Genomic DNA, 12,097 nt, shown 5'->3' with positions numbered 1-12,097 from the left:
TATACAGATAAGTCCTGATAACGATGGCCCTACTGCAGATCGCCGAACCCGGCCAAAGTCCTCAACCGCACCAGCGTCGTCTGGCTGTGGGGATCGACTTGGGCACTACCAATTCGCTGGTCGCTGCGTTGCGCAGTGGTCTTTCCGAACCACTGGCCGACGCTGACGGGCAGGTCATTCTGCCGTCTGCGGTGCGCTATCACGCTGACCGTGTCGAGGTCGGCGAGTCCGCCAAGCTGGCAGCCGCTACCGATCCGCTGAACACGGTGTTGTCGGTCAAGCGCTTGATGGGTCGTGGTCTGTCCGACGTCAAGCAATTGGGCGAACAGCTGCCGTATCGCTTTGTCGATGGCGAGTCGCACATGCCGTTCATCGACACTGTGCAAGGGCCGAAAAGCCCGGTCGAAGTTTCCGCCGATATCCTCAAGGTGCTGCGTCAGCGCGCTGAGTTGACGCTGGGCGGCGAACTGGTTGGCGCGGTGATCACCGTTCCGGCGTATTTCGATGACGCACAGCGCCAGGCAACCAAGGATGCGGCCAAGCTGGCCGGTCTGAACGTGCTGCGTTTGCTCAACGAGCCGACCGCTGCGGCGGTGGCTTATGGCCTGGATCAGCATGCTGAAGGCCTGGTTGCCATTTACGACCTGGGCGGCGGCACCTTCGATATTTCGATTCTGCGTCTGACCGGCGGTGTGTTTGAAGTGCTGGCCACCGGTGGCGACAGCGCCCTGGGTGGCGATGACTTCGATCACGCGATTGCTGGCTGGATCATCGAGAGCGCGGGCCTGTCCGCTGACCTCGATCCGGGCGCGCAACGTCATCTGCTGCAAACCGCCTGCGCGGCCAAAGAGGCCCTGACTAATGCGGCGACGGTTGAAGTCGTTTATGACGGCTGGAAATCCCAGCTGACCCGCGAAGCCTTTGATGCGCTGATCGAGCCGATGGTTGCTCGCAGCTTGAAAGCCTGCCGCCGCGCCGTGCGTGATTCCGGTGTCGAGCTGGAAGACGTGAAAGCAGTGGTGATGGTCGGCGGTTCGACCCGCGTGCCGCGTGTTCGCGATGCTGTGGCTGAAGCCTTCGGTCGTCAGCCGCTGACCGAGATCGATCCGGATCAAGTGGTGGCCATTGGTGCTGCGATCCAGGCCGATACCTTGGCGGGCAACAAGCGCGATGGCGGCGAACTGCTGCTGCTTGACGTGATTCCGTTGTCCCTGGGGCTGGAAACCATGGGCGGTCTGATGGAGAAGGTGATTCCGCGTAACACCACCATCCCGGTCGCCCGCGCTCAGGACTTCACCACCTATAAAGACGGCCAGTCGGCCATGATGATTCATGTGCTGCAGGGCGAGCGCGAGCTGATCAGCGATTGCCGCTCCCTGGCGCGCTTCGAATTGCGCGGCATTCCGGCCATGGTCGCGGGTGCGGCGAAGATTCGCGTGACCTTCCAGGTCGATGCCGATGGCTTGCTCAGCGTGGCTGCCCGCGAATTGGGTTCGGGCGTCGAGGCGAGCATTCAGGTCAAGCCGTCCTACGGCCTGACCGACGGCGAAATCGCCCGCATGCTCAAGGAATCGTTCCAGCACGCCAACGACGACAAGGTCGCCCGCGTACTGCGTGAGCAGCAAGTCGATGCCCAGCGTTTGATCGAAGCGGTGCAAGGCGCCCTCGATGTCGACGGCGAGCGCCTGCTCGACGCCGAAGAACGCATGGTCATCGAATTGCAGATGCAGGAACTGAGCGAATTGATGAAAGGTACCGATGGTTACGCCATCGAGCAGCAGACCAAGCGTCTGTCGCAAGTGACCGATGCCTTTGCTGCCCGCCGCCTGGACTCGACGGTGAAAGCCGCTCTGGCGGGGCGCAACCTGAATGAAATCGAGGAATAACTGATGCCGCAGATCATTTTTCTGCCACACGCCGAGCATTGCCCGGACGGTATGGTCGTAGAGGCTGAGACCGGCAAGTCCATTCTCGAAGTGGCCCATGACAACCATATCGAGATCGAGAGCGCCTGCGGCGGCGTCTGTGCCTGCACCACCTGCCACTGCATCATTCGCGAAGGCTTCGACTCGCTGAATGAGGCCGATGAGCTGGAAGAGGACTATCTTGATCGGGCCTGGGGTCTGGAAGCGCAGTCGCGCCTGACCTGCCAGGCAATCGTCGGGACTGAAGACCTGACCGTTGAAATTCCTAAATACTCGCTCAACCACGCTGCCGAAGCGCCGCACTGATTCAAGGAACTGTCATGAGTCTTAAATGGGTTGATGTGCTGGAAATCGCGATCCAGCTGGCTGACAGCAAGCCGGATGTGGATCCGCGTTACGTGAACTTCGTCGATCTGCACAGCTGGGTCATGGCCCTGCCGGACTTCAGTGATGATCCGACCCGCGGTGGCGAGAAGGTGCTTGAAGCGATTCAAGCGGCCTGGATCGAAGAAGCAGACTGAACGCACTGTACGCCGTTAGGCAATACCCAAGAACCCGCGTATAATTCGCGGGTTTAATTTTTCGCAAATTACCGTTTCTGGAGTTACACCATGGCTGTTCAACGTACTTTCTCCATCATCAAGCCTGATGCAGTTGCAAAAAACGTCATCGGCGAGATCACCACTCGTTTCGAAAAAGCTGGCCTGCGCGTTGTAGCTTCGAAAATGAAGCAACTGTCCAAGGCTGAAGCTGAAGGCTTCTACGCTGAGCACAGCGCTCGTGGTTTCTTCGGCGACCTGGTTGCTTTCATGATCTCCGGTCCGGTTGTCGTTCAGGTTCTGGAAGGCGAAAACGCTATCGCTCTGAACCGTGAGCTGATGGGCGCTACCAACCCTAAAGAAGCTGCTGCCGGCACCATCCGCGCTGACTTCGCTGACTCCATCGACGCCAACGCTGTGCACGGTTCGGACTCCGAAGCCGCTGCTGCTCGCGAAATCTCGTACTTCTTCGCAGCTACTGAAGTAACCACTCGCTAAGCATTGGCTTATGAGTGAAGGTGAATCCATGACTACATCGACTGCAAAAACTAACCTGCTGGGTCTGACTCAGCCGGAAATGGAAAAATTCTTCGACTCAATCGGGGAGAAGCGTTTCCGTGCCAGTCAGGTAATGAAGTGGATTCACCACCTTGGCGTCGATGATTTCGACGCCATGACGAACGTCAGCAAGGCCTTGCGCGACAAGCTCAAGGCTATTGCCGAAGTTCGCGGTCCCGAAGTGGTCAGCGAGGACATCTCCAGCGACGGCACCCGTAAGTGGGTGGTGCGCGTGGCGTCCGGCAGCTGCGTCGAGACTGTCTACATTCCCCAGGGCAAGCGCGGCACTCTGTGCGTTTCGTCCCAGGCAGGCTGTGCCCTGGATTGCAGTTTCTGCTCCACCGGCAAGCAAGGTTTCAACAGCAACCTCACCGCCGCCGAAGTCATCGGCCAGGTGTGGATTGCCAATAAATCGTTCGGCAGCATCCCGGCAACCGCCGACCGTGCCATCACCAACGTGGTGATGATGGGCATGGGTGAGCCGCTGCTGAACTTCGACAACGTCGTTGCCGCCATGCACCTGATGATGGACGACCTGGGCTACGGCATTTCCAAGCGTCGTGTGACCCTGTCGACCTCGGGCGTGGTGCCGATGATCGATGAGCTGTCCAAGCACATCGACGTTTCCCTGGCGTTGTCCCTGCACGCACCGAACGATGCGCTGCGTAACCAGTTGGTACCGATCAACAAGAAGTACCCGCTGAAAATGCTCCTCGAGTCCTGCCGTCGCTACATGTCGTCCCTGGGCGAGAAGCGCGTACTGACCATCGAGTACACCTTGCTCAAGGACATCAATGACAAGGTCGAGCATGCGGTTGAAATGATCGAGTTGCTCAAGGACACACCTTGCAAGATCAACCTGATTCCGTTCAACCCGTTCCCCCATTCTGGTTACGAGCGGCCGAGCAACAACGCCATCCGTCGTTTCCAGGATCAACTTCATCACGCTGGCTTCAATGTCACCGTGCGCACCACCCGTGGCGAAGACATCGACGCTGCGTGTGGCCAATTGGTAGGACAGGTGCTGGATCGCACCCGTCGTAGCGAACGTTATATCGCCGTGCGTGAGTTGAGCGCCGACAACGATATGCCGCAAGACGCTGCGAATCGTACTTAAGAGAGGATCTCTATGTCACTGCGCCTAGCGCTGCTTCTGCTGTTCGCCAGCCTGTCGGCTGGTTGTGTTCTGTCGGGTGATTTCAATCCGATGAAAACCAGCAAGGGGCGCGATGAGGCGCGTGCTGCGTATGTGCAGTTGGGTGTGGGGTATCTGCAGCAGGGCATGACCGAACGGGCGAAAGTCCCGTTGAAGAAGGCCCTCGAACTGGATAGCGCCGACCCGGATGCCAACGCGGCGTTGGGCCTGGTGTTTCAGGCCGAGATGGAACCCGAGCTCGCGGATCAGCATTTTCGCAAGGCATTGTCCGGCCGTCCTGGCGATGCTCGTATCCTGAACAACTACGGCAGCTTTCTCTTTGAAGAGAAACGTTACAAAGAAGCTTACGAGCGCTTTGAACAAGCGGCTGCCGATAGCCTTTATCCTGAGCGTTCACGGGTTTTCGAGAACCTCGGCATGACGGCTTCGATGCTTGGCCAGCGGGATCTGGCCCGTCAGCAACTGGAAAAAGCCCTGCGCCTGAACCGCCAACAGCCACGGGCGTTGCTGGAAATGGCTGAGTTGTCGTACGAAGACAGGCATTATGTGCCCGCGCGTGACTATTACGATCGTTTTAGCCTGCTCGCCGAGCAAAATGCACGTAGTCTATTGCTCGGCGTTCGGCTGGCCAAAGTGTTCGAAGATCGCGACAAGGCCGCCAGTTTTGGCCTGCAATTAAAACGACTCTATCCCGGTACTCCGGAATATCAGCAATACCTGTCGGAGCAATGATGAAAGCGGCGCATCCAGAAGTTGTAGCAGCGACTCGCGTAAACCCCGGAGAGACCCTGCGTCAGGCCCGCGAAGGCAATGGTTGGTCGCTGGCGGAAGTAGCGCTCAAGCTCAATCTCACCGTCAATTCCTTGAAGAATCTGGAAGACGGCGCTTTCGACAAGTTGCCGGGGCATACCTTTGCTCGCGGCTATATCCGTGCTTACGCCAAATTGCTCGGTATGGACCAGGCCGTACTGGTTCAACAGTTCGATCAGCACACCGGCACCGATTCCCAGGGCAGCAACGTGCACAGCCTTGGGCGTATCGAAGAACCATCGCGGGTCTCCCACACCATTTTGCGCATCGTCAGCCTGTTGCTGCTGATGGCCGTGGTGGGGGGCGGTTTTGTCTGGTGGCAGGATCAAACCTCGCTGCGCACCAAGGACCTGATTGGCCTGAGCCCTGAACACGTCGAAGTCGAAGGCGCCGATGGCACCACGCAGATCCATCCGCTCGACGAGCCGGAAGATCAGGCCGTGGTAGAAGGTCAGGTCGAAGCCGGGACGCCTCTGGCATTGCCGGAAGGCCAGGCGACTGCCGAAGCTCAGGCAACGGTCGAAGCACCGACGCCGGCCGCTCCGGTGGTTGCACCGACGGCCCCGGTTGTCGCTCCAGTGCGTACCGCGCCTGCCCCGGTTGTTGCGACGCCAGCGGCCCCGGTTATGGCTGTTGCGCCAACGCCAGTCGTGGCCGCCGCGCCAGCACCCACCGCTTCGGCTGCTGCCCCGGCCACTCCGGTTGCCGGTGCGGGCCAGGTGCAGATTCAGTTCTCTGCCAATTGCTGGACGCAAGTCACCGATGGCAACGGCAAAGTGCTGTTGAGCGCTCTCAAGCATAAGGGCGAAACCGCCGACGTCAGCGGTAAACCACCGTTTACAGTACGCCTGGGCTACGCCCGTGGCGCGCAGGTCAGCTACAACGGGCAAGTGGTCGATGTAGCTCCGTTCACCAGTGGCGAGACTGCTCGCCTGAAGTTGGGTCAATAAGTCATGCACGGCGAATCTCCAATCAAACGTCGCGAATCCCGCAAGATCTGGGTTGGTTCGGTACCGGTGGGCGGTGATGCGCCTATCGCTGTACAGAGCATGACCAACAGCGACACCAATGACGTTGCCGCCACCGTGGCCCAGATCAATCGTCTGGAAGCGGCCGGTGTCGACATCGTGCGGGTTTCCGTTCCGGACATGGACGCGGCCGAAGCCTTCGGTCGCATCAAGCAACTGGTCAAGGTGCCGTTGGTTGCCGACATTCACTTCGACTACAAGATCGCTTTGCGCGTAGCCGAACTGGGCGTCGATTGCCTGCGGATCAACCCGGGCAACATCGGTCGTGAAGACCGTGTGCGCGCGGTGGTCGATGCCGCCCGTGACCGGGGGATTCCGATCCGGATCGGCGTCAACGCCGGTTCGCTGGAAAAAGACCTGCAAAAGAAATACGGCGAACCGACGCCGGCCGCGCTGGTCGAGTCGGCCCTGCGCCACGTCGAGCACCTTGAACGCCTGAACTTCCAGGACTTCAAGGTCAGCGTGAAGGCCTCCGACGTGTTCATGGCCGTCGAAGCCTATCGTCTGCTGGCCAAGGAAATCGTCCAGCCACTGCACCTGGGCATCACTGAAGCCGGCGGTTTGCGTTCAGGCACAGTGAAATCCGCCGTGGGCCTCGGTATGCTGCTCGCCGAAGGGATTGGCGATACTATTCGCATCTCGTTGGCGGCTGACCCGGTCGAGGAAGTGAAAGTCGGCTACGACATTCTCAAATCCCTGCATCTGCGTTCCCGTGGCATCAACTTCATCGCCTGCCCGAGCTGCTCGCGGCAGAACTTCGATGTGGTGAAAACCATGAACGAACTGGAAGGGCGCCTCGAAGATCTGCTGGTGCCGCTGGATGTCGCGGTCATCGGTTGCGTGGTCAACGGTCCCGGTGAAGCCAAAGAGGCCCATATCGGTTTGACTGGCGGTACGCCGAACCTGATTTACATCGACGGCAAGCCGTCGCAGAAATTGACGAATGACAATCTGGTGGATGAGCTGGAAAGGCTGATCCGCCAGAAAGCGGCCGAAAAGGTCGAAGCCGACGCAGCAGTAATCGCTCGCGGCTGATCGAACGAATTTAAGGATTTAAAGTGAGCAAGTCTCTGCAAGCCATACGTGGCATGAACGACATCCTGCCCGAACAGACCCCGCTGTGGCGTCATTTCGAGGGCACCGTTTCGCGTCTGCTGGATAACTACGGTTATAAGCAGATTCGTATGCCGATCGTCGAGTTCACCGAGCTGTTCAAACGCTCCATCGGTGAAGTGACCGACATCGTCGAAAAAGAGATGTACACCTTCGAAGACCGTAACGGCGATTCGCTGACCCTGCGCCCTGAAGGCACAGCGGCCTGCGTGCGTGCAGTGCTTGAGCACGGCATCACCGGCGGTGGCCAGGTGCAGAAACTCTGGTACATCGGCCCGATGTTCCGCCACGAGCGTCCGCAAAAAGGCCGTTATCGTCAGTTCCACCAGATCGGTTGCGAGGTTTTCAACCTTGATGGTCCGGACATCGACGCCGAACTGATCGTGCTGACCTGGCGCCTGTGGGGCGAGCTGGGCATCCGTGACGCGGTCAAGCTCGAGCTCAACAGCCTGGGCACCAGCGCATCTCGCGCTCGTTATCGCGATGCACTGGTCGAATACCTGACGGCACGCCTGGACCAACTGGACGAAGACAGCCAGCGCCGCCTGAAAACCAACCCGCTGCGAGTGCTCGATACCAAGAACGCCGATACCCAGGCGGCACTGGTCGATGCACCGAAGATGGCCGATTACCTCGATGAAGAATCCCGCGTGCACTTCGAGGGCCTCAAGGCTCGTCTGGACGCTGCCGGCATTCCTTACGTGATCAACCCGAAGCTGGTGCGCGGGCTGGATTACTACAGCAAAACCGTATTCGAATGGGTCACCGACAAACTCGGCGCCCAGGGCACTGTCTGCGCGGGTGGCCGTTACGACGGCCTGGTCGAGCAGATGGGCGGCAAGCCGACGCCGGGCGTTGGTTTCGCCATGGGCATCGAGCGCCTGGTGCTGCTGCTCGAAACCCTGGAGCAGATCCCGGAAGAAATCTCCCGGCAGGTTGATGTCTACCTGTGCGCCTTCGGTGAGGCTGCCGAACTGGCCGCTCTGACACTGAGCGAGCGGGTTCGTGATCAGTTGCCAAACCTGCGTCTGCAGATCAATGCCGGTGCAGGCAGCTTCAAAAGTCAGTTCAAGAAGGCCGACAAGAGCGGTGCGCTGTACGCATTGATCCTCGGTGACGACGAAATGGCCCAGCAAGTGGTAGGTTTCAAACCCCTGCGTGGCCAGGGCGAACAACAAAGCATTGCCTGGGATGCGCTTGCCGCTCACCTGGCCACCTGCGTCGTGCAGGGTTGAAGCTGTCAAACAGCCGATTTAGCGATTAAGGAGTATTGGGGTGTCGAGTACCGAAGACGAACATCTGGCGGAATTCAAAGACTGGTGGCAGCGTAACGGCAAACCTCTCGTAACCGGCGGCCTGTTGGCGCTGGTCATCGTGTTCGGCTGGCAGGCGTTCCACAAGTATCAGAGCAATCAGTCGCAAGGCGCCTCGATGCTTTACCAGCAACTGCTGGAAACCACGCTGACCCCGGACGGCAAGCCTGACGCGGCCCGTGTAGCGGACCTCGCCAACAAGCTCAACAGCGAGTTCGGCGGCACGGCTTACGCCCAATACGGCAGCCTGTTCGTGGCGAAAGTCGCGGTCGATAGCGGCAAGCTGGATGACGCTGTAAGCCAGCTCAAGGCTGTGGCTGACAAACCTGCCAACCCGGCGCTGGGCGAAGTGGCGCGTCAGCGTCTGGCTCAGGTTCTGGCCGCACAGAACAAGGCTGACGAAGCACTGAAATTGCTCGAAGGTGATGCCGATCAGGCATTCCTGGCCACTCGCGAAGAACTCAAGGGTGACCTGCTGGTCCAGTTGGGTCGTACCGATGAAGCCCATGCTGCTTACCAAAAAGCCAAGGCTGCGCTGTCGGATGAAGCGGCGGTCGGTGGCTTACAAATCAAGCTGGACGACCTGGCCAAAGGGGATGCGTGACGTGATCCGTTGGAAACATGCAGCATTGCTGGCTCTGGCCATTCTGGCCGCGGGTTGCAGCAGCAACAGCAAAAAAGAATTGCCGCCGGCCGAGCTGGTCAAATTCAAGGAAGAAGTGGTCCTGCAAAAGCAGTGGAGCCGTTCGGTCGGTAACGGCCAGGGCGAGACCTACAACATGCTGGTGCCGGCCATCGATGGCAACACCATCTATGCTGCTGACGTCAAAGGCGTGGTGATGGCGCTGGACCGCATGAACGGCGACGTCAAATGGAAGAAAGATCTTGAGTTGCCTGTGTCCGGCGCCGTTGGCGTGGGTTACGGTCTGGTCATGATCGGCACGCTGAAGGGCGAAGTGGTTGCCCTGGATGCAAGCTCCGGCGAAGAGAAATGGCGCGCTCGCGTGACCAGTGAAGTCCTCGCGCCGCCTGCCAACAACGGTGATGTGGTGGTGGTGCAAACCCAGGACGATCGACTGATCGGCCTGGATGCTTCCACCGGTAACCAGCGCTGGTTATATGACAGCACGCCAGCGGTCCTGACTCTGCGCGGCACCAGTGCGCCGATCGTGACCAACCGCCTGGCGATTGCCGGCCTGTCGACCGGTAAAGTCGTGGCGCTGGATATCTCCAACGGCGTGCCGGTCTGGGAGCAGCGCATTGCGATTCCACAGGGTCGCTCGGAGCTGGAGCGCGTGGTCGATATCGATGGTGGCTTGCTGCTGTCCGGCGACAAGATCTATGTCGCCAGCTATCAGGGGCGCGTAGCGGCCCTGGACCTGCAAAGCGGTCGTCAGCTCTGGCAGCGTGATGCTTCCAGCTATGCCGGTGTCGCCCAAGGTTTCGGCAGCGTCTACATCAGCCTGTCTTCGGGCACTGTTGAAGGCGTCGACGAGCGTTCGACCACCTCTTTGTGGAGCAACGACTCGCTGGTCCGCCGTCAACTGTCGGCACCGGAAGTGTTCTCCAGCTACGTTGCAGTCGGTGACCTGGAAGGTTACCTGCACCTGTTGAGTCAGGTGGACGGTCGTTTCGTCGGCCGTGAACGCATCGACAGCGACGGCCTGCGTGCCCGTCCGCTGGTGGTGGGTGACATGATTTACGTGTATGGCAACAGCGGCAAACTGGAAGCCCTGACCATCAAGTAATGGTTTGACTATGCTTGGGGTTAGTTCCCCAAGCGGCCTTGTTCTGCAAGGCTCGCAGCACATCAAGTGCTGCCCCGAGCACCAGCCGCTGCCTCGCAGCGGCTTTTGTATTTTCTGAAATAACGAAGTGGAGAGCCGCATGGTTCCCGTAATCGCCCTGGTGGGCCGACCGAACGTCGGCAAGTCCACCTTGTTCAACCGCCTGACCAGGACTCGTGACGCCATCGTCGGCGACTTGTCCGGTCTGACCCGTGATCGCCAATACGGTGAGGCCAAGTGGCAAGGGCGTTCCTACATTTTGGTCGACACCGGTGGTATCTCCGGTGACGAACACGGTATGGACGAAAAAATGGCCGAGCAGTCGCTGCTGGCCATTGAAGAAGCGGATGTCGTTCTGTTCCTGGTAGATGCCAAGGCCGGTTTTACCGCGGCCGACCAGATGATCGCCGAGCACCTGCGCAAGCGTAACAAGCGTTCTTACGTGGTTGCCAACAAGGTCGACAACATCGACCCTGAAATGGCCCGCGCCGAGTTCGCCCCGCTGGGCATGGGCCACGCGATCCCGATCGCCGGTGCCCACGGTCGTGGCATCACCCAGATGCTGGAAATCGCCCTGAGCGACTTCCCTAAAGACAGCGAAGAGCCGGAAGACGGCGAAGAAGAGATCGTTGCCGAAGGCGAGGAAGCCAAGCGCATTCCGGGCCCGAGCGAAAAAGACGGTATCAAGATCGCTATCATTGGCCGCCCGAACGTCGGCAAGTCGACCCTGGTCAACCGCATGCTCGGTGAAGACCGGGTGATCGTGTATGACCAGCCAGGCACCACCCGCGACAGCATCTACATCCCGTTCGAGCGTAACGACGAGAAGTACACGCTGATCGACACCGCGGGTGTGCGCAAGCGCGGCAAGATCCACGAAGAAGTCGAAAAATTCTCCGTGGTCAAAACCCTGCAAGCGATCAAAGACGCCAACGTGGTGATCTTCGTGATGGACGCCCGCGAAGGCGTGGTAGACCACGACCTCAACTTGCTGGGCTTTGCCCTGGAAGCGGGTCGTGCGTTGGTGATCGCGATCAACAAGTGGGACGGCATGACGCCGAGCGAGCGCGACTTCGTGAAGGTCGAGCTGCAACGTCGGCTGTTCTTCGTCGACTTCGCCGACATCCACTTCATCTCGGCCCTGCACGGTACTGGCGTGGGCAACCTCTACGCGTCGGTGCAGAACTCGTTCAAGTCCGCGGTTACCCGCTGGCCGACCAACCGCCTGACCCAGATTCTCGAAGATGCGGTTGGTGAGCACGCGCCGCCGATGGTCAACAACCGTCGGATCAAGCTGCGTTATGCCCACTTGGGTGGTGCGAACCCGCCGATCATCGTGATCCACGGTAACCAGGTCGAGAAGGTTCCAAAGTCTTACGTCCGTTACCTGGAAAACACCTACCGTCGCGTCTTGAAGCTGGTCGGTACGCCGATCCGCATCGAGTTCAAGGGTGGCGAGAACCCGTACGAAGGCAACAAGAACACGCTTACAGACCGCCAGGTCAACAAGAAGCGCCGCTTGATGACGCACCACAAGAAAGCCGACAAGAAGCGCCGCGACAAGCGCTGATTCGAAAGCTGGCTCGTCCCGTCGGGATGGGCTTTTGTGGTGAGCGGGCTTGCCCGCGTTGGGTCGCGAAGCGGCCCCGAAATCTACAGCCGAGGTGGTTCAGGTAGAACCCGGCGGCTTATTTTGCGACTGCTTCGCAGCCGAACGCGGGCAAGCCCGCTCGCCACAGGTGAGCAGTCTTGGTATTAGAAGAAGGGCGCCCATGGCGCCCTTTTTCGTGTCTGGCGTTTGAGCATTCCGCATCGAGTTCAAAGGTGGCGAGAACCCGTACGAAGGCAACAAGAACACGCTTACAGAC

13 protein-coding genes are annotated in these 12,097 nt (G+C 59.5%); 12 read left to right on the top strand and 1 reads right to left on the bottom strand.

The genetic code is table 11. The features are described 5' to 3' along the window. The first annotated feature begins 23 nt into the window (after positions 1–23). The 12 genes from hscA (at position 24) to der (ending at position 11,799) form a co-directional block, all read left to right on the top strand. Complete coding sequence (gene hscA, locus AC1RJ3_RS11740; protein WP_103319242.1) at positions 24–1,886, top strand: Fe-S protein assembly chaperone HscA; 1,863 nt, start codon at positions 24–26, stop codon at positions 1,884–1,886. Between the two features lie 3 nt (positions 1,887–1,889). Then, the gene (fdx, locus tag AC1RJ3_RS11735) at positions 1,890–2,231 is read left to right on the top strand and encodes an ISC system 2Fe-2S type ferredoxin (RefSeq protein ID WP_103319244.1); all 342 of its coding nucleotides are present in this window, start codon (positions 1,890–1,892) and stop codon (positions 2,229–2,231) included. Positions 2,232–2,245: 14 nt separating this feature from the next. Then, positions 2,246–2,446, top strand: a complete 201-nt coding sequence (gene iscX, locus AC1RJ3_RS11730; protein WP_054595802.1) for a Fe-S cluster assembly protein IscX — start codon at positions 2,246–2,248, stop codon at positions 2,444–2,446. Positions 2,447–2,536: 90 nt separating this feature from the next. After that, positions 2,537–2,962, top strand: a complete 426-nt coding sequence (ndk, locus tag AC1RJ3_RS11725; protein WP_054595803.1) for a nucleoside-diphosphate kinase — start codon at positions 2,537–2,539, stop codon at positions 2,960–2,962. Positions 2,963–2,990: 28 nt separating this feature from the next. Next, the gene (gene rlmN, locus AC1RJ3_RS11720; protein ID WP_019693463.1) at positions 2,991–4,139 is read left to right on the top strand and encodes a dual-specificity RNA methyltransferase RlmN; all 1,149 of its coding nucleotides are present in this window, start codon (positions 2,991–2,993) and stop codon (positions 4,137–4,139) included. A gap of 12 nt (positions 4,140–4,151) precedes the next feature. Further along, on the top strand, positions 4,152–4,910 hold the full coding sequence (gene pilW / locus AC1RJ3_RS11715; protein ID WP_054595804.1) for a type IV pilus biogenesis/stability protein PilW: 759 nt from the start codon (positions 4,152–4,154) through the stop codon (positions 4,908–4,910). Then, positions 4,910–5,938 (top strand): RodZ domain-containing protein, encoded by a 1,029-nt coding sequence (locus tag AC1RJ3_RS11710; RefSeq protein ID WP_493079061.1) that lies wholly within the window; start codon positions 4,910–4,912, stop codon positions 5,936–5,938. The genes pilW and AC1RJ3_RS11710 overlap by 1 nt, the downstream gene beginning before the upstream one ends. Positions 5,939–5,941: 3 nt before the next feature. After that, the gene (ispG, locus tag AC1RJ3_RS11705) at positions 5,942–7,051 is read left to right on the top strand and encodes a flavodoxin-dependent (E)-4-hydroxy-3-methylbut-2-enyl-diphosphate synthase (protein ID WP_054595806.1); all 1,110 of its coding nucleotides are present in this window, start codon (positions 5,942–5,944) and stop codon (positions 7,049–7,051) included. A gap of 23 nt (positions 7,052–7,074) precedes the next feature. Continuing rightward, the gene (hisS, locus tag AC1RJ3_RS11700; protein ID WP_054595807.1) at positions 7,075–8,364 is read left to right on the top strand and encodes a histidine--tRNA ligase; all 1,290 of its coding nucleotides are present in this window, start codon (positions 7,075–7,077) and stop codon (positions 8,362–8,364) included. Positions 8,365–8,404: 40 nt separating this feature from the next. Beyond that, positions 8,405–9,046: a tetratricopeptide repeat protein gene (locus tag AC1RJ3_RS11695; RefSeq protein ID WP_103319250.1), complete on the top strand. Its 642-nt coding sequence runs from the start codon at positions 8,405–8,407 to the stop codon at positions 9,044–9,046. Continuing rightward, a complete protein-coding gene (gene bamB / locus AC1RJ3_RS11690; protein ID WP_054595809.1) occupies positions 9,039–10,190 on the top strand; it encodes an outer membrane protein assembly factor BamB in 1,152 nt (383 codons plus the stop codon). Before AC1RJ3_RS11695 ends, bamB begins: the two co-directional genes overlap by 8 nt. Positions 10,191–10,329: 139 nt before the next feature. After that, on the top strand, positions 10,330–11,799 hold the full coding sequence (der, locus tag AC1RJ3_RS11685) for a ribosome biogenesis GTPase Der (RefSeq protein ID WP_054595810.1): 1,470 nt from the start codon (positions 10,330–10,332) through the stop codon (positions 11,797–11,799). 118 nt (positions 11,800–11,917) lie between these two features. Here der and AC1RJ3_RS11680 read toward each other — a convergent pair. After that, positions 11,918–12,097 (bottom strand): hypothetical protein (locus AC1RJ3_RS11680; protein ID WP_493079057.1); only part of this gene is annotated, 180 nt, incomplete at its 5' end.

Source organism: Pseudomonas sp. GW822-FHT04C11 (assembly GCF_058800905.1).
This window is presented reverse-complemented; position numbering and strand designations above follow the sequence as displayed.